The following is a 17,462-nucleotide window of genomic DNA, read 5'->3' as shown; positions in this document are numbered from 1 at the left end:
CGGGGCGCACCGCCCGACCACGGGTTTTCCCATCCGTCCGGGGCGGCCTCAGCTCAACTGGGACATGACCTGGGAGGAGATCAGTTCCAGGTGATCGAGGTCGTGCAGGTCCAGTACCTGGAGGTAGATCCGGGTGGAGCCGAGCGCCCCGTACCGGCCGATCTTGTCGACGACTTCGGCGGGCGACCCCGCCAGGCCGTTCGCCTTCAGCTCCTCCACCTGCCGTCCGATGGCCGCGGCGCGGCGGGCCACCTCGGCGTCGTCCTTGCCCACGCAGACCACCAGCGCGTTGGAGTACACCAGGTCGTCCGCGCTGCGCCCGGCCTCCTCCGCGGCGGCCCGGACCCGGCCGAACTGCCGCTCGCTGTCCTCCAGGGAGGCGAACGGGATGTTGAACTCGTCGGCGTACCGCGCGGCCAGCCGTGGTGTGCGGGTCGCCCCGTGCCCGCCGATCAGGATGGGCACCTTGGCCTGGGCGGGCTTGGGCAGCGCGGGCGAGTCGGTGAGCTGGTAGTACCTCCCCTCGTACGAGAACGTGCTGCCGGTCTCCGTACCCCACAGGCCCGTGACGATCGCGAGCTGCTCCTCCAGGCGGGCGAACTTCTCCTTGGGGAACGGGATGCCGTACGCCTTGTGCTCCTGCTCGAACCAGCCCGCGCCGAGTCCGAGTTCGACCCGGCCGCCGGACATCTGGTCGACCTGCGCGACCTGGATGGCCAGCACGCCCGGAAGCCGGAACGTCCCCGCGGTCATCAGGGTGCCAAGCCGGATGCGCCTGGTCTCCCGGGCGAGGCCGGCCAGCGTGATCCAGGCGTCCGTCGGACCCGGCAGGCCGTCGACCGCTCCCATGTGCAGATAGTGGTCGGACCGGAAGAAGGCGTCGAACCCGAGGTCCTCGGTGGCCTTCGCGACGGTGAGCAGCGTGTCGTAACCGGCGCCCTGCTGGGGCTCGGTGAAGATTCGAAGATCCATGCCTCCATCCTGCTCCATCCCGCACCGTCGAACGACCGTCAACCTCCCCCTCCCTGCCGGGTGAACCTGATCGAACTGGCGCGCCCGGGCGTCCCCGCCAGTGACCCCCGGCCCGTACGCGTCGTTGGCTCGGGCGGAGCCGGACCGCCCGGCCCGCGCGCCGGCGGCGGATGTCGGTGCGTCGTTCTCTCTTGCCGCCCTCCCCCGTCGGGGAGGGCCTGGGCCGAGGAGGCCGCCATGTCCCAGGAAGCCGTGCCCGAGCAGGCCGCGCCGGAGCAGCCGAAGGGTCTGCTGCAGCAGATGGAGGAGCTGATGGCCGCGCTGACCGCCGACCTGTCGCAACTCGACGCCGACCTCCAGTCCTCGGCCGACCGCCTCCCGTCCCCCGACGCCACCCCTCCCGCCCCGGACACCGACCCCACCACCCCCTGACCCCACCGCTCCGGCCCGGCTCCCGGGCCCCGTCACCCGCCCCGGCCCCCGGGATGGCCGACCACCCGCGCGGGGGGCCGGGCCAGGCGGGGCCAAGCAAGGAACCGCAACCGGCCGGACTCGCCGGGCCCTCCCGCTCGTCATCCGCGCCGGGCCCGCCCGTTGCCGAGCCGGGATCACGGCGGGCGTGGCGAGGGTCAGGGCGCGCCCCGCCGAGATCGGCAGGGACCGGGCCGCACCACACCAGCGCGCCCGTCATCCGCGCCGGGGGCCGGCCGGGACCGGGCCCTCGCACGGGCGGGCCGTTCAGGGCGGGGTCGCCCAGGAGTCGGCGGGGTCGGGGGGTCTTGCGCGCTCGCGGACGGCGAGGCGGCGGAGCATGACGCGGACGCGGTCGCCCGCCTCGTCCGCGGCGTCGATCGCCTCGATGCACTGCCAGTACAGCCCCTCCTCGTCGGTGGCGCAGGCGACGCCGACGAGCGCGATGCCCACCTCGCCCAGCAGCGCGCCCAGGCCCAGTAACGCCGCCCGGACGTTCCCTATCCCCGAGAGCCGCAGTGCCCGTGCCAGATGGTCCGGGCCCGCCCCGCCACGGCTGCCTATCTCGCTCAGGCCCCGCGCCTCGACCCTCAGCTCGGGCGGGCCCGACAGCGCCAGGTGGCTGCCGATCGCCTGCGCGAGCATTTGGGCCTGCCAGGCTTCCGCCACGATGTCCAGCGCCACCCGGCTGTCCGCCAGGGCGCGCCGGCCGGTCGCGATGAGCCGCTCCGCTTCCATGTACGCCGCCCCCGTTCGTACGACTGTCCGCCCATATACTCACTACCCAGAGTGAAGGCGAACGGACCCAAAAGCCAGGGGAATTCGGAAATCTGTGGACAGGAAGCTCAGTGTGAATAAGTTGATCACTCCGTAGAGTGACGATCCGGCTCTCGCGCCGCCCTCGCGGAGCGCCCCGGCGGCCGTCCGACGGGGAACCGCACCTCGTTGCGGTCGATCTTCGCCGACAGCGCGGCCAGCGGATCGACGCCCAGCACCCCGCAGAACTGGAGCAGGTAGGCCAGTACGTCGGCCACCTCGTCCGCCACCCGGTGCGCCGTCTCGGGGTCGTCCATGACCCGGTCGGCCTCCTCGGGGGTCAACCACTGGAAGATCTCCAGCAGTTCGGCCGCCTCGACGCTCAGCGCCGCCGCCAGGTTCTTCGGCGTGTGGTACGGCTGCCACTCCCGCGAGGCCGCGAACTCGGCGAGCCGGCGCTGCAATCCCTGCACATCCAGTTCTGTCACGGGTTCAGGTCTACCACCGTCACTCCGGCGCGCCCGCGCGCGGCCCTCGCCCCCGCCTCGCCGACCGTCCCCACCAGCCGGATGTGCCCCTCGGCGCAGATCTGCGCGGCCAGCCCCGCCAGTTCGCGCGTCTGGCGCCGGTCCAGGGCGCGGTCGAAGCCGTCGGCGAGCACGGTGAGCGTCTGCATCGCGTGGGGCACCTCCGCCGCCGGGTCCATGGCCAGCACGCCCGGCCCGGTGAGCAGCACCAGCGCGAGCGCCAGGTAGCGCAGTTCGCCCTCGCCGAGCCGCCCGACCGGCATACCGCCCTCCGCGCCTCGGCCCAGCACGGCCCGTACCGTTCCGTCGGCGAGCTCCTCGACGCCCAGGTCGCGTACGGGTCCGGCGCAGCCCGCCCGGGCGACCGCGGCGAGCCGGGCGTGCCTGCGCGGGCAGCCGGTGCGCGTGCGGTGGAGCACCTCCGCGAGGTTGTCGCAGCCGCGCCGCAGCCGTCCCTCGCCGGCCGGCACGGGGACCCGCATCCGCTGTGGCTGCGGGTCGCACGGGAAGACCGACCGGAGCGCCACGACGACCTGCTCGGCGGCGGCGAGCACCCGGCGCTGCCCCTCGGTCTTGCCCGCCACCCGCAGCGGCAGCAGCGCCGTACCCAGCCGGTCCCCGGGGAGCGGGGCCCGGGTGACCGGCACCGAGCCGGCGGTGTGCCACTCGGCCTGCACGGTGCGGCGGCCCGGGTCGCGCAGCGCCGTCGTGAGCAGCGTCCGCCCGTCGCCGCCCGTCAGCCGCTCGCCCACCACCCGCAGTTCCGGTTCCGCCTGGACGGCCAGGTCCAGGCGCACGGGCCCGGCCGGGCCGTCCACGGTGCAGCCGATCCGGAAGCCGCGCCGCCCCTCCGCGTCCGCCTCCGCCCGCTCGGGCACGCATCCGACGGGATCGGGGAAGGCGGCGGTGAGCGTGGCGCCCGCGCCCAGCAGCGCGAGCGCTTCGTACGCTTCTAACGCGCTCGTTTTGCCGGTGCCGCTCGCCCCCGCGAAGAGCGTCACCGGCGCGAGCCGGAAGGCGGCGCCGCGGTGCGATTTGAAGGCGGACAGCCGCAGCTCCGTGACGGCTGGGCGGGCGGGCGCGGCGGAGGACGACGAGGAGGGCGTGGGGCGGGTTGCGTGCATGCTCGGACCGTATGAGGGGCCCGTCATGCTGAACCGTTCCGGCCGAACAGCCTTCCTACGAACGAGGGAACCGCCCTAGGAATGCGGAACCGCCGCCGCGGCGACGCCCTCGACCTCCGTACCGGCGGGTGCCAGGAGGAAGACGTTCCGGTCGACGCGGTGCATCCCGCTGCCGAGACCGAAGACGACGCCGCTGCTGAAGTCGAGGATCCGCTTGGCGACGTCCGTGTCCGCCGCGGTCAGGTCCAGCAGGACGGGGACCTGCGCGATCAGGTACTCCGCGACCTCGCGCGCGTCGGCGAAGACCTGCACCCGCAGTACGACCATGCGGCGCTGTTCGACGGCCTCGTAGTCCTGCGGGATCGTGCTGTGGTCGACCCTGGACGGCCATTCGTTGCGCCCCCGCAGCGGGACGACCTGGGCCAAGCCCTCCCACTGTTCGTCGGTGACGTCGTACCTCTCGTACCTACTCATACGCCTATCCTCGCCTCCCTCACCCGTTCGGCCCAACTGCGACACGAGGGCACCTGTACCGGCCGGAAAATGACGTGTCGTCCGAACGAGTGGGTGGCTGTCCCCAGGGCCATCGCGGTGGCCTGCCGGGTGGCCACGTATGGCGCGGCCGCGCAGCATTGACAGTGCAAAACAGCCCAGCTACTTTCGGCCCAGGCCGAAACTGTCCAGGTTTTGACAGGCCTTCCGGAGGCCCAGCATGAAGACAGGGTTCAAGCGCGCCACCGTTCCTCTCGCAATCCTCACCCTCACCGCGCTCACCGCGGCCGGGTGCAACAGCGGTGACAGCGGCTCGGGGTCGAACAAGGTCACCGTCTGGATGTACCCGGTGATCATGGATCCGAAGGCCAACGCCGCGTACTGGGACGGCATCGAGAAGGGCTTCGAAGCCGCTCACAAGGACCTCGACCTCACCATCGAGCAACTGCCCTGGGAGAACCGCGACCAGAAGCTCGCCACCGCCTTCGGCAGCGGCAAGGGCCCCGACGTGGTGCTGCTCGGCCCCGACCAGATCCCCCAGTTCCAGGCGAACGGCGCGGTTCAGCCCGTGGACCGGGCCATCGAGAAGGCCCGGGACGCCTTCCGGCCGGCCGCCCTCGAAGCCATGACGCAGGACGGCAAGGTCTACGCGGCGCCGATCTACCACACCGTCACCAGCACGCTCTACAACAAGAAGCTGCTGGACAAGGCGGGGATAAAGGAACCTCCTCACACCTGGGACGCCCTCAAGGCCGCCGCGCCGAAGCTGAAGCAGGCCGGGGTCGCCACTCTCGACTACTCCGCCAGCAACGAGGCCTCGCTGAACATGAGCTTCTACCCGCTGCTGTGGCAGGCGGGCGGCAAGGTGTTCGACGAGAGCGGCAAGAAGACCGCGTTCAACAGCCCCGAGGGCGTCGAGGCGCTCACCTTCCTCGTCGACCTGTACAAGGGCGGTGCCGTGCCCCGGTCCGCGCTGACCAACGCCAACCTCTTCACCGACCAGGCGCTCGGCAAGGAGCAGGTGGCGATGGGCTACACCAACACCCCGTCCGACGCCGTCCTCGCCGAGAAGACCTGGGGGAAGGGGAACGCGATCGTCGGCCCGGCGCTCACCGGGCCCAAGAAGCAGGTCTGCTTCGGCATGCCGGGTGGCCTCGGCATCAACGCCAGGACGAAGAACCTGGCCGGGGCCGAGAAGTTCATCGCCTATATGACCGAGCCCGCGCAGATCGCGTCCATGGGCAAGGCCGGCGGGTTCTTCTCCCCGCGCACGGACGTCACCGTCCCCAACGACAGCCCCTTCGCCAAGGAGTACGAGGCGGCCCTGGCCAATACGTTCCCCGGCGAGCCGCATCCCGCCGCCCGCCAGCTCATGGCGCTCATCACGCCGGAGATCCAGGCCGCGCTCACCGGCAAGAAGACACCTGAGCAGGCGCTGGCGGCAGCGGCCAAGGAGGGCGACGACCTGCTGGCACGGCAGCGTTGAGCAGAGTCGAGCCCCGCGAGGCCTCCCCCGACGAGCCCGAGCCCCCCGAGCCCGGCGCACCCGCGAGGCGGGACGCGGCCACGCGCCCCGCCTCCCCGGGCGCCACGCCCGTGGACGGCGATCCCGTGAAGGGCGAGCCCGGGGACGGCGAGCCCGTGGACGGCACGCCCTTGGCGTCCTCGTCCGCCGGGGCCGGGGCGGGCGACGACGATCCCGCGCCGGGCGGCGGGGGCTCCGGCCCCCGGGCGGCCGGGGCGGTGCCTGTGGCCGTCGCGGGCGCCCCGCCGGGCACGGTGGCCGCCGCAACGCCGGAGGCCGCTCCGGGCGCGGGCGCGGCGACCCTGCCGGGTGGCGGCCCGGGTGGCGCGCCGGACGGTGGCCTGCCGCGTGGCCCGGGTGGCCCGCGTGGCCTGGGGAAGCCCGGGCCCGGCAGGGCGCCGGGCAGTGGGACGCGGCGACCGAGTCCGGTGCGGCGGCGGGAGGCGTGGATCGGGCTGGCGTTCGTGGCGCCGATGCTCGTGCTGTTCCTGGTCTTCCGGTTCGGGCCGACCCTCGGTGCCGCGTTCCTGTCGCTCACCGACTACCGGCTCAGCGGCGAGTGGGACTTCATCGGCGCCGCCAACTACACCCGGCTCCTCCAGGACGACCTCTTCTGGGAGAGCCTCGGCGTCACCGCGGTCTACACCGCGCTGTACGTCCCGATGACCGTGCTGCTCGCGCTCGGCACGGCCGTGCTGCTGCACCGCACGCTCTGGCTGCGCGGCTTCTTCCGGGGGCTGTTCTTCCTCCCCTACGTGACGAGCATCGTGCTGGCCGCGGTCATCTGGAAGTGGATCTACGAGGTGGAGGACGGGCTGCTCAACGCGGCTCTCGGCGTCCTCGGCACCGGCCCGGTCGACTTCCTCGGTGACGAGTCCCTCGTCCTGCCCTCCATCGCGGCCGCCTCCGCCTGGAAGGGCTTCGGCTACTCGATGCTGATCCTGCTCGCCGGGCTCCAGTCCATCCCGCGTGAGGTCTCCGAGGCGGCCACCATCGACGGCGCGAGCGCCTGGCAGCGCTTCCGCTGGGTGACGCTCCCCCTGCTGCGGCCCGTGCTGTTCTTCGTCCTCGTCATCGAGGCCATCCAGGCCTTCCAGGTCTTCGACGCGATGTACGTCATGACCGCCGGCGGCCCCGTGCGGGCCAGCTACTCGCTCGTGTACTTCCTCTACGACTCGGGCTTCAAGTTCTTCGACTTCGGCTATGCGAGCGCGGTCGGCCTGGTCCTCTTCCTCGTCGTTCTCGTCTTCTCGCTCATTCAGCGCCGGCTCATCGGAAGGGAGGAGGACTGATGGCGCGGCTGAGGCTGCCGGTCCTGCTGGTCCTGGTCGCGTTCGTGACCGTCACCCCCTTCGTCGTCATGGTGCTGGTGGCGTTCGCGCCGCCCGGCGGCCGCACCCTGCCGGGCGCCTTCGACGTCACCCGCGCCACCCTCCACAACTTCACCGAGGTGCTCCAGAGCGCCGACATCACCCGCTGGGCGCTCAACTCGCTGATCTACTCGCTGGTGTCGGTGCTACTCATCCTGCTGTTCGCGTCGATGGCCGGGTACGCGTTCGCCAAGAAGCGCTTCCCGGGGCGCGAGGTGCTGTTCTGGTCGTTCCTGGCGACGCTGATGGTGCCGTTCCAGGCGACCCTCATTCCGTACTACATCCTCGTCTCCGAGATGGGCGGCGTGGACACGTACTGGGGCCTGATCGTGCCGACCCTCGCCAACTCGCAGGCCGTGTTCCTGATGCGGCAGTTCATCGTGCAGTTGCCCGACGAGCTGTTCGAAGCGGCGAAGATCGACGGCGCCTCGGAGTGGCGGGTCTTCACGACCGTCGTGCTGCCGCTGATCCGGCCGGTCCTCGCCACCCTCGGCGTGTTCGTCTTCCTCTGGCACTGGAACGACTTCCTGTGGCCGCTGGTCATCGGCCAGTCGGAGGCCATGCGTACGCTCACGGTCGGCCTCGCCACGCTGGAGGGCGAGAACGTGACCATCAACCAGATCATGGCCGGAGCCACCATCACCGTCATCCCCTGCCTGCTGGTCTTCGGCCTCCTCCAGCGGTACCTCACCGACTCCATCGCCACCAGCGGCCTCAAGTCATGACCTCGGTCATGACCCCGGTCGTGGACATCAACCGCACCCTCGGCCCCCTCCCCCACGACGACGTCCCCAGCCGGGACGAGCCCGGCCTCGTCGCCGAGCTGGAGCGGCTGCGCATCGACACGGCGTGCGTCGTCCACGCGTACGCCGTCCACGGCGACCCGCGCGACGGCAACGACGAGCTGCGCCACGTCACCGACCCACGGCTGCGCCCCGTACCCGTCCTCGTGCCCGGGCCGCTCGGCACCGGACCGTGGACGGGTGGCGCCCCGCTGGTGCGTCTGTGCCCCCGGCAGCACGGCTGGTCCGTCACCGGCCCGCACGCCCGGGAGCTGGCCGCCGAGCTGGCGGCGAGCGGCACCACCGTGCTGCTCGCTTGGGACGAGGTGACGGCCGACGAGGTGCACCGGCTCGCCGCCACCGCGCCCGCCCCGCGCATCGTCCTCACCGGCACCGGATACCGCGCACTGCGCCGGCTCGCCGAGCTGCTGGACGCCCACCCCTCGCTGTACGTCGACACCGCCACGCTCTGCGGCCACCGCCAGGTCGAGTGGATCGCCGAACGGTACGGCGCCCGCCGGGTGCTGTTCGGGACGGGTGCCCCGGTCACGGACGATGCCGGACCCCGCTACCTGCTGGACACCCTCGACCTGCCGGCGCACGACGCCACGCTCATCGCGGGCGGCAACGCCCTCCGGTTGCTGAGCGGCGAGCCATGAGCATGGCCACGAGCCCGGCCATGGACGTCATCGACGCGCACGGGCACATCGGGCGGTGGCCGGCGTTCGCCATTCCGGACGGTTCGGCCGAGAGCCTGGTCGCCATGATGGACCGCTGCGGTGTCGCCACCGCGTGCGTGTCGCACCTGCTGGCGGTGGGCCCCGACGCCCGCGCCGGCAATGCCCTGCTGATCGAGGCCCTCCAGACGCACCCCGGCCGGCTGCTCGGCTGGGCCGTGTACCAGCCGCACGACCCGCAGGCCCCCGAGCGGCTGCGCGACCTGCTGGAGGTGCCCGGCGTCATCGGCGTCAAGCTCCACCCCGAGACGCACGAGACGGCGCTCGACGACCCCGCGTACACGCCCGCGTTCGAGGCGGCCGCCGAGCACAGGCGACTCGTCCTCGCGCACAGCCAGCACGGCAGCCCCTGGTCCGACGCCCGCCACTTCGCGGCCGTCTCGCCCCGCCATCCCGGCGTACCGCTGCTGATGGGCCACGCGGGCCTGTTCCCGCACGGCTTCCGCCCCGCCGTGGAGGCCGCCGCGCGCTGCCCCGACCTGGTGCTGGAGACCTGCGGGTCGCGGATGACGGCGCGTCACCTCACCCGGATGGTCGCCGAGGCAGGGGCGGACCGGGTGGCGTTCGGGTCGGACGCCGTCTTCCTGGACCTGCGCACCGGACTGGGCCGGGTGCTGTTCGCCGACCTGCCGGAGGCGGACCGGGAGCAGGTCCTGCACGGCACGATGGACCGGCTGCTCAAGGGCGCCGCATGAGAGCGCCGGAGTGGCCCGCCTGGCCGCCGCCCCCGACCGACGAGCAGCGCCGGGCCCTGCTGCGGGTGCTGGACAGCGGCCGGTGGGGGGCCACGAGCGGCACGGCGACGGAGGAGTTCGCGGCGGCGTTCGCCCGGCACGTCCAAGCGGCGCACGGGGTGTGCACCGTCAACGGCACGGTCGCGCTGTTCCTGGCGCTGCGCGCGCTCGGCGTCGGCCCCGGCGACGAGGTGATCGTCCCCGCGTACACGTTCGTGGCGAGCGCGACGGCCGTGGTGCTGGCCGGTGCGGTCCCGGTCGCCGCCGACGTCACCGAGGACACCCTGCACCTCGACCCGGCGGCCGTACGGGCGCTCATCGGGCCGCGTACGAAGGCGGTCATGGCGGTGCATCTGGCGGGGGCGCCCGCCTGCACGGAGTCGCTGCGCGCGCTGGGGCTCCCGGTGGTGGAGGACGCGGCGCAGGCGCACGGGGCGGCGCGCCACGGCCGGCCGGCGGGCACGCTCGGGGACGTGGCCTGCTTCAGTTTCCAGTCGAGCAAGGCGATGACGGCCGGTGAGGGCGGCATCGTCGTGACCGGCGACCGCGCCCTGTACGAGCGCGTGTGGTCGCTGCACAACGTGGGCCGCAGCCCGGACGGCGGCTGGTACGACCACCCCGAGCTGGGCTGGAACCTGCGGATGACCGAGTTCCAGGCGGCGCTCCTGCACCCGCAGCTCGGCCTCCTCGACGGCTGGATCGACCGTCGTGCGCGCGCTGCCGCCGCGCTCGCCGAGGCCCTCGACGGCGTCCCGGGCCTGGATCTCGTCCCTCCGCCGCCCGGGACCACGCGCCACACCTGGCACCTGGCGATGCTGCGGTACGGCTCCAGGGCCTTCGGGGGCCGCTCCAAGGCGGAGTTCCTGGCCGCGATGGCCGCCGAGGGGGTGCCGCTGGACGCCGGTTACCGGTCGCTGAGCCGTATGCCGTACGTATCGAAGAGGGCTCCGTGCCCCGTCGCGGAGGCGGCGGAGGAGGGTGTGGTGTGGGTGCGGCAGCCGATGCTGATGGCGGGTGAGGCGGCGGTGGCGTACATCGCCGACGCGGCCCTGGCGGTCCGGCGCGCCTTCAGGAGGTGAGCGCGCCGAACGCCTCGATCGCGCGCAGCGCGTCCGCCTGCGGCATGCCGGGCGGCTGGATGCGGAGGATGATCCCGTCGGCGCCCATCTCCTCGTACCGCCCGATCCGTTCGGCGCACTCGGCGGCCGAGCCGATGACCGACCGGGCGGCGATGTCCTCCCACGGCTGGGCGTAGCGGGCGGCGTCGGCGGAGGTGCGCTTCCAGTCGCCGTAGGCGTCGTAGAGCCCACGCAGCGGACCCTCCAGGGCGGTGCGGGCCTCGGAGCTCGTGCGGGCGGCGTACCCCTCGCGGCAGACGATGACCTCGGCGCCCAGCGAGCGCGGGCCGCGCGGGCAGGAGCGGTAGAGGGCGATCTTCTTCGGCAGTTCCTCGTCGGTCTCGTTGAAGGACGTCGTCCAGCCGTCGCACGACCAGGCGGTGCGTTCCAGGGCGGCGGGCACACGGCCGCCGTTCCAGATGCGGGGCCGCGGGGTCTGGACGGGCCGGGGCGACAGGAAGGCGTCCTCGACGCGGTACCGGCGGCCCTCGTGGGTGACCTTGTCCTCGGTCCACAGCCGTGTGACCAGCTCCAGGCACTCCTCGAAGCGCGACACGCGCTCCTGGGGCCGGGTGCCGTACAGCGCGAACTCCTCGGGGCGGTAGCCGAGGACGAAACCGGCGGTGAGCCGGCCGCCGGAGAGGACGTCGATGTGGGCGAGGGTCTCGGCCAGCATGACGGGGTGGTGGACGGGCGCGATGAGGCCGGCGGTCGCGAGGCCGATCCGGTCGGTGTGGGCGGCGAGGTACGCGAGCGAGGTGATGGCCTCGTGGTAGCCGGGCCGGTGCAGGTGCCGTTCGCCGAGGACGGCCCAGGCGAACCCGGCCTGTTCGGCGAGGCGTACCTGTTCGACGGCGTCGGCGAGGCGTGGCCGGTCGGCCCGGTCGGCGTAGAGGTTGACGTACAGGCCGAGTCGCATGGGAGCGCCGCCCCTTCCGTTACGGACTTCCTTTACGGTCCGGACCGTAAAGGCTAGCGTGTCGACGACCACCGCGACAGACGGGAGCGCACGCATGTCGGCTTCTGAGGACCTGGTACGGCGGTTGCGCGGCACCGTCCTTCCGGCGGTCGCAACCCCGATGGACGCGGCCGGGGTTGTGGACCTCCGCGCGCTGCGCGGGTACGCGGAGCGGATCGCGGCCGAGCGGATCGGCGGGGTCGCGGTGTGGGCCCATACGGGGCGCGGGCTGTACCTGTCGGAGGAGGACCGGCGCCGGGTTCTCGCCGTGTGGCGGGAGGCCGTCGACAGGCCGCTGGTGGCGGGGGTGGGCGTGCCGCGCGCGGCCGGGGCGGTGGGCCTCGGTGACGCGGTGGACGCGACGGTGGCGATGGCGGTGGCGGCCGCGGAGGGCGGCGCGGACGCGGTGATGGTGTATCCGCTGGCGCAATTGGACGGCGACGACGACGCGGCGGTGGAGCTGCACGAGCGGGTGGCGGGGGCGAGCGGTCTGCCGGTGGTCGGGTTCTTCCTGCACGGGGAGGCGGGCGGGTACCCGTATCCGCCGGGGCTGGTGGAGCGGCTGCTGGGGCTGCCGTCGGCGGTGGGCATCAAGCTGGCCACGCTGGACCGGGCGATGGCCTGTCAGGACGCCATCCGGGCGGCACAGGGCAGCGGCGCGCTTGTCATCACGGGTGAGGACCGGATGTTCGGGCCGTCGCTGATGTGGGGCGCGGATTCGGCGCTGGTGGGGATCGCGGCGGCCCGGGTGCCGTTGACGGTGGCCGTCCTGGAGGCGTGGCGGGCGGGGGATCACGGGCGGTTCGTGCGGGCCTCGGCACGGCTGGACCGGTTCGCGGAGGCGACGTTCCTCGCGCCCATCGAGGGCTATGTGCAGCGGATGCTGTGGGCGGCGGTGTGGGAGGGCCTGATCCCGGAGGAGGCCGCGCACGACCCGTACGGGCCCGGTCTGCCCGCGTCGGAGCGGCGGGCCGTCGTCGACTGCCTGGAGGCCCTCGCCAAGGAGGACGTCCGGGAGCGGGACGACGAGCCCGCCGGCCGGTGAGTCCGCGTCAGTTCGCGAGGAGACCCTTGAGGATGGCCTCGTACTGGGCGGTGATCTCCGACGGGGTGCCCGACGGGCACAGCGGGTCGAGCCGCAGCCGGGCCAGGGCGCGGGTGGCGACGCCCCAGGCGTGCCAGGTGGCGCGTTCCCAGGCCAACTGCGGCGGGTTGTACCAGCCGTCGCCGAGTCCGCCGAGGACGAGCTCGGCCTCGCCCTCCAGGGTTTCGAGCGGCCCGAGCCGGTAGACGGAGCCGCCGAACACCGAGGCGTACACCTGGCCGAAGTGCACGCTGATCTCGCCGTAGCTGGGGAGCTTGCCGGTCCGGAGGACGGTCCGGGACTCGATGTCCATGGCGAACCAGTTGCCCGACTGCCGCTTGTAGACGCCGTACAGGATGCCGTTGTGCACTTCGATGTGCTGGAGGCTGGCGTTGCCCGCGACGGGGGTGACCTCCCACAGCACGGTGCGGCGGCGCAGGTCGTAGGCGACGACGGTGGCGTTGGGCCGGGTCGGGGGGATGCTGCCGCCGCCCCAGGTGTCACCGGCGAGGTAGGCGGTGCGGTGGCCGACCCGGTCGTCGAGGGCGACGGACATCACGCTCTGGTCGGTGATGACGTCCTTGTGGACGGTGAGCCGGCCGCGTGAGCGCTCCACCAGGGTGAGGGCGCCCTTGAGGCCGCCGGCCGGGGGCGCGCTCGCCACCAGCAGGAGGTCCTGTTCGGGTACGTACGCCATGTCGGTGGGGCGCTGCTGGTCGTTCTCGATGAAGCCCATCGAGCGGACCTTGCCGCGGCGCGGGTCGATCTCCAGGAACTCGGTGCTCGGGTACATCGCCGCGTACACCTTGCCGCCGATGGCCCGGAGGGTCTTGGGCTCGCCGGGGATCCTGATGCGTTTCGACGTGCCGTGCGAGGGCCGGTGGGTGGTCAGGGAGTAGTGGCCGCCGACGTGTACGGTCCCGCCGTTCTCGTACGCGATGGACTGGACGGGGTCGGGGCCGGACAGGCCGATGTCGATGAGTTCGACGAGCTCGGACTTCCGGGTGGGCAGGTCGAGCCACCACAGCCGGCCGCTGCCCACGGCGCCCAGCATCTTGCCGCCCGGGAGGGGTACGAGGGCGCGGTGTTCGTCGCCGGTGGCGGGCGCGGCGACCGCGACGAGCTTGTCGCCGTCGCGCCGGTAGACGGTGCCGGTGGGACGGCCGACGCAGTAGAGGGTGCCGTCGGGGGTCACCGCCATGGCGTCGGCGATGCGCTCGGGCGCGGGGATGGGGATCACGTGGGCGTCGCTGCCGTCGGGGGCCAGGTCGACGATGGACTTGCCGAAGGAGCCGAGGACCCGGCCGCCGTGTGCGAGGAGCGCGGAAGCTCCCCCGTGGGGGGTCGGGGTGATGCTCCGTTTGACGCCGGTGGTCCGGTCGTAGGCGACGATGTAGCCGCGCGGCAGGGTGCCGGCGTAGACGTACCGGTCGTCGGCGGTGATGGCGCGGACGTACTGTTCGCCGGCCATGGCGTTGCCGAGGTTGCGCAGTGTGCCGGTCTGCGGCTTGTACTCCCACACCTCGCCGCGCGGGCTGGTGCCCGCGTACACCGTGCCGTCGGGGGCGGTGGTGAGGCACCAGACGAAGCCGCCGGCCGGGCCGATGGTGCCGATGCGGGTGACGGTGCCGGTGGCCGGGTCGATGCGGTGGATGTCGGGGAAGGGGTAGGTGCCGATGTACACCTGGCCCCCGGAGACGGTGGCCGCCCAGCCGCCGTCGCCGCGGTCGAGCCGGAAGGTTCTGGCGAGTTTTCTCGTCGTCAGGTCGATCTCGCCGACGAGCGTCGGGTTCTGGCCGCGGGCGACGACGTAGGCGTGGTTGCCCAGGACGGTCGTGCCGACGATGGCCGCCGTCAGGGAAGCGACGCCGAACGTGGAGACCGGGGTGCCGTCACAGCGGTGCCCGGCCGTCGTGGTCGCGCTGTCCGTGGGTGTGGTCGTGGCCGCTGGTGTCGTGGCGGCGTGCGCCGCGCCCGGGGTGATGGTCTGTCCCGCCACTGCCGCCAGGCTGAACCCGGCTCCGGCGTTGAGCAGTCGCCTGCGTTCCATGCGTCCCTCTCCTGTTCCGGTGGTGGTTCGGATCGCCTCACACGACAGGCGGCAGGGCCGTGCCGACCTTCAGGCCGAACAGCTCCGCCGCGTTGCGCCACAGCACTCGTTCCAGCTCTTCCTCCGTGAACCGCGCGTCCCGGATCACGCCCAGGGACACGCAGGGGTCGATCAGTGTCGCGTCGGTGCCGAACAGCATCCGTTCGACGGGGACCCCGGCCTCGCGGGCGTACGCGATCCGGCCCGCGTCCGTGGCCGTGCGGCAGTGCTCCAGGTAGAGGCGGTCGCAGGCGGCCGCGGCGTGCGCCGCCTCGCGCCAGGCGTCGCCGCCCGCGTGGCCCATGATCACGCGCAGCCCCGGCCGGGCCTCGACGAGTTCGGGGAGCAGGGTGACCTCACGCCCCCAGGTGTGCAGCAGCAGCGGTACGCCGGCCTCGGCGACCACGTCGAAGGCCTCGGCCATCTCCCGGCAGCCGGGCAGCCTTCCCGGGTAGTGGGTGTGGATCTTCGCGCCGACGAACCGGCCGGTGTCCAGGCAGCGGGCGAGGTCGGCGGCGCTCTCCTCGATGCGGTTGGGGTTGACGACGGCGTACCCGTACAGCCTGGGCCGGGTCTCCAGCGCCTCGCGGAGGGCGGCGTTGCCGGAGACCGCGTCGTACACGACCGCTTCCGAGGCCGACACGATCTGGAGGTCGATGCCGTAGCGGTCCATCTGGGCGAGGTTCATGTCGGCGTCGCCGGTCGTCAGGTGGAACTGCCAGCGGCCCACGTGGGCGTGCACATCGATGATCGGCATCAGGCGAGCAGCTCCTCGACGTTCTTGGTGGCGATGGCGGCACGGTCGTCGGGCGAGATGTCGGCGTAGCGCAGCTTCAGCGTCTGCGGGGAGATGTCCATGAAGGGCGTGCGGGAGCCGAAGACGAGGTGGCGGGGGCCGACGGCGTCGATGGCCCGTTCGATGGAGTCGGGGCCGGACAGCATGCGGGTGGTGGCCTTGAAGCCGGGTTCGTCGCGGGCCATGAGCAGAAAGTCGGCCAGCAGGTAGGCGTGCAGGTCGAGGAAGATCACGTCGGCGCCGCGCTCCATCAGGGGCGGTCCGAACCGGCGCGGGTCGCCGTCGTGGAGCAGGACCATGCCACGGTCGATGGCCAGTTTCACCACGCGCCGGTAGCCGGGGAAGCCCGGTTCGGCGGCCTGTTCGAGGGTGAACAGCCGGAGGAAGCGCACCCCGGCGGCGGCCAGTTCGTCGAGCCGGTCCTCGGCGGTCAGCGCGTCGCGTACGTCGACCGTGCCGACGGGGAGGAGTTCCGGGCAGTCGGCGAGGTCGCGGAGCGTCTCGGCGTTGCCGGCCTCGTCGTCGAAGAGGGGGCCGCGCGTGGACAGCGCGAGGGCGCCGGCGACGGGGGAACGGCCCAGGTGTTCTCGCACGGAAGCCAGGCCGGTGTCGCGGTGGTGGCGGGGCCAGGGCCCGTACATGACGTCGACGTCCCAGCCGACGTGCTCCTCCGGGGCGGGCCGGAGCCATTCGTAGGTCTTGTGCGGTGACTCGCTCATGATGCGGCGACCTTTCCCAGCGCCTGCGCGATCCGGTCCACGTCGTCCTCGCTGTAGGCCTCGTTCCACGGCAGAACCAGCAACGTACGGTCGATGAGCCGCTCGGCGCGAGGACACAGGCCCGGCGGGTACCCGGACAGTGCCGGATTGGCGTACAGCGGCCGCTCCAGATAGCCGGGCAGGGCGGGGATGCCGAGCTCGCCCAGGGCGGTGGCCCAGCGCGTGTTGTCGTCGACGAGCAGCGGGACGACCCACCAGGCGTGGCCGGCGGTCCGCCGAGGCATCGTCACCCCGGGGATGGCGGTGACCGCTTCGGCGAGGCGGGCGGCGCTCGCGCGGCGGCGGGCGACGACGTCGGCGACGCGGGTGAGCTGGACGCGGGCGACGGCGGCGACGAGCTCGGTCATGCGGTAGTTCAGGCCCATGGTGCGGTGGATGCGGCCCTCGCTTCGGTCCCAGCCCTTGTCCATGAACAGCTTCATCCGGGTGGCGAGAGCCGGGTCGTCGGTGATGGTCAGGCCACCGTCGCCGGCCGTGATGTGCTTGTACTGCTGGAGGCTGAAGCAGGCGATGTCGCCCACCGTGCCGAGCAGCCGGCCGTCGCCGTCCTCGCCGAGCCAGGCCTGGGCGCAGTCCTCGATGAGGGGCAGACCGTGCCGGTCGCAGATCTCCCGCAGCCGTACGGTGTCGGCGGCGCCGCCGAAGAGGTGAACGGCGATGACGGCCTTGGTGCGCGGGGTGAGCGCCGCCTCGACGGCGTCGGGGTCGAGGTTCCCGTCGTCCTCGCGCACGTCGGCGAAGACGACCCGCCCGCCCTGGGCGAGCACCGGGGCGACCGTGCCGAAGTCGGAGATCGGTGTGGTGACGACCTCGTCGCCGGGGCCGACTCCGGCGGCGGCGACGGCGAGGTGCAGCGCGGCGGTGCCGGAGCTGCACGAGACGGCTTCGGCGCGCCCGTAGAGCCGGGCCATCTCGGTCTCCAGCGCCCGTGCCTCCTGGCCGAAAGCCCCGCACAGGATGCCCGAGTCGAGGACCCGGAGCACCGCCGCGCGTTCCTCCTCGCCGAACGTCCTTCCCCGGGGATCCAGAACAGTGGGCAGCGGCATTTCCCGTTGCGGCATCGGGGGATTATCCTCTCGGCAGCACGCGATTATGGCCTGGGCCGAAAGTAGAACTCCCGTCGACGGCCGTCAATCAGGCGTCACCGG

At 72.8% G+C, this 17,462-nt stretch carries 18 protein-coding genes; 8 read left to right on the top strand and 10 right to left on the bottom strand.

The annotated features are described in order from the left end of the window. Positions 1-48 precede the first annotated feature (48 nt). Entirely contained in the window at positions 49-972 is a 924-nt protein-coding gene (locus AB0J57_RS21315) for an LLM class F420-dependent oxidoreductase (protein WP_366129815.1), read from the bottom strand. Positions 973-1,209: 237 nt separating this feature from the next. On the opposite strand from AB0J57_RS21315, the gene AB0J57_RS21310 reads away from it, so the two are divergent. Beyond that, positions 1,210-1,404, top strand: a complete 195-nt coding sequence (locus AB0J57_RS21310) for a hypothetical protein (RefSeq protein WP_366129814.1) — start codon at positions 1,210-1,212, stop codon at positions 1,402-1,404. 306 nt (positions 1,405-1,710) lie between these two features. Here AB0J57_RS21310 and AB0J57_RS21305 read toward each other — a convergent pair whose 3' ends face one another. From AB0J57_RS21305 to AB0J57_RS21290, 4 genes are all read right to left on the bottom strand, one after another. Continuing rightward, the gene (locus AB0J57_RS21305; RefSeq protein ID WP_366129813.1) at positions 1,711-2,181 is read right to left on the bottom strand and encodes a DUF6099 family protein; all 471 of its coding nucleotides are present in this window, start codon (positions 2,179-2,181) and stop codon (positions 1,711-1,713) included. A 125-nt stretch (positions 2,182-2,306) separates the two neighbouring features. Further along, positions 2,307-2,687, bottom strand: a complete 381-nt coding sequence (locus AB0J57_RS21300) for a nucleotide pyrophosphohydrolase (protein WP_366129812.1) — start codon at positions 2,685-2,687, stop codon at positions 2,307-2,309. After that, a complete protein-coding gene (locus AB0J57_RS21295; protein ID WP_366129811.1) occupies positions 2,684-3,850 on the bottom strand; it encodes an ATP-binding protein in 1,167 nt (388 codons plus the stop codon). The genes AB0J57_RS21300 and AB0J57_RS21295 overlap by 4 nt, the downstream gene beginning before the upstream one ends. A gap of 75 nt (positions 3,851-3,925) precedes the next feature. After that, positions 3,926-4,324: a cell division protein SepF gene (locus tag AB0J57_RS21290; RefSeq protein ID WP_366129810.1), complete on the bottom strand. Its 399-nt coding sequence runs from the start codon at positions 4,322-4,324 to the stop codon at positions 3,926-3,928. Between the two features lie 238 nt (positions 4,325-4,562). Between AB0J57_RS21290 and AB0J57_RS21285 the strand changes: the two genes are divergently transcribed. Genes AB0J57_RS21285 through AB0J57_RS21260 form a run of 6 tightly spaced genes read left to right on the top strand, consistent with a single transcriptional unit; the run spans position 4,563 to position 10,569 of the window. Then, positions 4,563-5,828, top strand: a complete 1,266-nt coding sequence (locus AB0J57_RS21285; protein ID WP_366129809.1) for a sugar ABC transporter substrate-binding protein — start codon at positions 4,563-4,565, stop codon at positions 5,826-5,828. Next, a complete protein-coding gene (locus AB0J57_RS21280) occupies positions 5,825-7,159 on the top strand; it encodes a sugar ABC transporter permease (protein ID WP_366129808.1) in 1,335 nt (444 codons plus the stop codon). Before AB0J57_RS21285 ends, AB0J57_RS21280 begins: the two co-directional genes overlap by 4 nt. Next, positions 7,159-7,962 carry a carbohydrate ABC transporter permease gene (locus AB0J57_RS21275; protein WP_126889006.1) on the top strand — a complete coding sequence of 268 codons (804 nt, stop codon included), beginning with the start codon at positions 7,159-7,161 and terminating at the stop codon, positions 7,960-7,962. Before AB0J57_RS21280 ends, AB0J57_RS21275 begins: the two co-directional genes overlap by 1 nt. Further along, on the top strand, positions 7,959-8,678 hold the full coding sequence (locus AB0J57_RS21270; protein ID WP_366129807.1) for an amidohydrolase family protein: 720 nt from the start codon (positions 7,959-7,961) through the stop codon (positions 8,676-8,678). The genes AB0J57_RS21275 and AB0J57_RS21270 overlap by 4 nt, the downstream gene beginning before the upstream one ends. Beyond that, positions 8,675-9,451: an amidohydrolase family protein gene (locus AB0J57_RS21265; protein WP_366129806.1), complete on the top strand. Its 777-nt coding sequence runs from the start codon at positions 8,675-8,677 to the stop codon at positions 9,449-9,451. Before AB0J57_RS21270 ends, AB0J57_RS21265 begins: the two co-directional genes overlap by 4 nt. Beyond that, positions 9,448-10,569: a DegT/DnrJ/EryC1/StrS family aminotransferase gene (locus tag AB0J57_RS21260; RefSeq protein ID WP_366129805.1), complete on the top strand. Its 1,122-nt coding sequence runs from the start codon at positions 9,448-9,450 to the stop codon at positions 10,567-10,569. The genes AB0J57_RS21265 and AB0J57_RS21260 overlap by 4 nt, the downstream gene beginning before the upstream one ends. Here the strand turns inward: AB0J57_RS21260 and AB0J57_RS21255 are convergent. Then, positions 10,559-11,527, bottom strand: a complete 969-nt coding sequence (locus AB0J57_RS21255) for an LLM class flavin-dependent oxidoreductase (protein WP_366129804.1) — start codon at positions 11,525-11,527, stop codon at positions 10,559-10,561. The genes AB0J57_RS21260 and AB0J57_RS21255 overlap by 11 nt on opposite strands. Before the next feature lie 94 nt (positions 11,528-11,621). Between AB0J57_RS21255 and AB0J57_RS21250 the strand changes: the two genes are divergently transcribed. Continuing rightward, positions 11,622-12,611 (top strand): dihydrodipicolinate synthase family protein, encoded by a 990-nt coding sequence (locus AB0J57_RS21250; RefSeq protein ID WP_366129802.1) that lies wholly within the window; start codon positions 11,622-11,624, stop codon positions 12,609-12,611. A gap of 7 nt (positions 12,612-12,618) precedes the next feature. On the opposite strand, the gene AB0J57_RS21245 is transcribed toward AB0J57_RS21250, so the two are convergent. From AB0J57_RS21245 to AB0J57_RS21230, 4 genes are read right to left on the bottom strand one after another with little or no spacing between them, the layout of a single operon-like run. Next, positions 12,619-14,700, bottom strand: coding sequence for a hypothetical protein (locus AB0J57_RS21245; protein WP_366129801.1), 2,082 nt, complete (start codon positions 14,698-14,700; stop codon positions 12,619-12,621). A gap of 37 nt (positions 14,701-14,737) precedes the next feature. Further along, positions 14,738-15,496 (bottom strand): amidohydrolase family protein, encoded by a 759-nt coding sequence (locus AB0J57_RS21240; protein ID WP_366129800.1) that lies wholly within the window; start codon positions 15,494-15,496, stop codon positions 14,738-14,740. Further along, positions 15,496-16,254, bottom strand: a complete 759-nt coding sequence (locus AB0J57_RS21235; protein WP_366129799.1) for a hypothetical protein — start codon at positions 16,252-16,254, stop codon at positions 15,496-15,498. Before AB0J57_RS21235 ends, AB0J57_RS21240 begins: the two co-directional genes overlap by 1 nt. After that, a complete protein-coding gene (locus AB0J57_RS21230; RefSeq protein ID WP_366129798.1) occupies positions 16,251-17,375 on the bottom strand; it encodes a DegT/DnrJ/EryC1/StrS family aminotransferase in 1,125 nt (374 codons plus the stop codon). Before AB0J57_RS21230 ends, AB0J57_RS21235 begins: the two co-directional genes overlap by 4 nt. Positions 17,376-17,462 lie beyond the last annotated feature (87 nt).

The sequence above is a fragment of the Streptomyces sp. NPDC049837 genome (genome assembly GCF_040674455.1).
Taxonomy (GTDB): Bacteria; Actinomycetota; Actinomycetes; order Streptomycetales; family Streptomycetaceae; genus Streptomyces.
The sequence above is the reverse complement of the archived record's forward strand: the minus strand, read 5'-3'. Positions and strand labels throughout refer to the sequence as shown.

Bases quoted from the DNA above. Each gene is read 5' to 3' on its own strand.
- AB0J57_RS21315 (WP_366129815.1), bottom strand. From the start codon at position 972: ATGGATCTTCGAATCTTCACCGAGCCCCAGCAGGGCGCCGGTTACGAC.
- AB0J57_RS21310 (WP_366129814.1), top strand. From the start codon at position 1,210: ATGTCCCAGGAAGCCGTGCCCGAGCAGGCCGCGCCGGAGCAGCCGAAG.
- AB0J57_RS21305 (WP_366129813.1), bottom strand. From the start codon at position 2,181: ATGGAAGCGGAGCGGCTCATCGCGACCGGCCGGCGCGCCCTGGCGGAC.
- AB0J57_RS21295 (WP_366129811.1), bottom strand. From the start codon at position 3,850: ATGCACGCAACCCGCCCCACGCCCTCCTCGTCGTCCTCCGCCGCGCCC.
- AB0J57_RS21290 (WP_366129810.1), bottom strand. From the start codon at position 4,324: ATGAGTAGGTACGAGAGGTACGACGTCACCGACGAACAGTGGGAGGGC.
- AB0J57_RS21285 (WP_366129809.1), top strand. From the start codon at position 4,563: ATGAAGACAGGGTTCAAGCGCGCCACCGTTCCTCTCGCAATCCTCACC.
- AB0J57_RS21275 (WP_126889006.1), top strand. From the start codon at position 7,159: ATGGCGCGGCTGAGGCTGCCGGTCCTGCTGGTCCTGGTCGCGTTCGTG.
- AB0J57_RS21270 (WP_366129807.1), top strand. From the start codon at position 7,959: ATGACCTCGGTCATGACCCCGGTCGTGGACATCAACCGCACCCTCGGC.
- AB0J57_RS21265 (WP_366129806.1), top strand. From the start codon at position 8,675: ATGAGCATGGCCACGAGCCCGGCCATGGACGTCATCGACGCGCACGGG.
- AB0J57_RS21260 (WP_366129805.1), top strand. From the start codon at position 9,448: ATGAGAGCGCCGGAGTGGCCCGCCTGGCCGCCGCCCCCGACCGACGAG.
- AB0J57_RS21255 (WP_366129804.1), bottom strand. From the start codon at position 11,527: ATGCGACTCGGCCTGTACGTCAACCTCTACGCCGACCGGGCCGACCGG.
- AB0J57_RS21250 (WP_366129802.1), top strand. From the start codon at position 11,622: ATGTCGGCTTCTGAGGACCTGGTACGGCGGTTGCGCGGCACCGTCCTT.
- AB0J57_RS21245 (WP_366129801.1), bottom strand. From the start codon at position 14,700: ATGGAACGCAGGCGACTGCTCAACGCCGGAGCCGGGTTCAGCCTGGCG.
- AB0J57_RS21240 (WP_366129800.1), bottom strand. From the start codon at position 15,496: ATGCCGATCATCGATGTGCACGCCCACGTGGGCCGCTGGCAGTTCCAC.
- AB0J57_RS21235 (WP_366129799.1), bottom strand. From the start codon at position 16,254: ATGAGCGAGTCACCGCACAAGACCTACGAATGGCTCCGGCCCGCCCCG.
- AB0J57_RS21230 (WP_366129798.1), bottom strand. From the start codon at position 17,375: ATGCCGCAACGGGAAATGCCGCTGCCCACTGTTCTGGATCCCCGGGGA.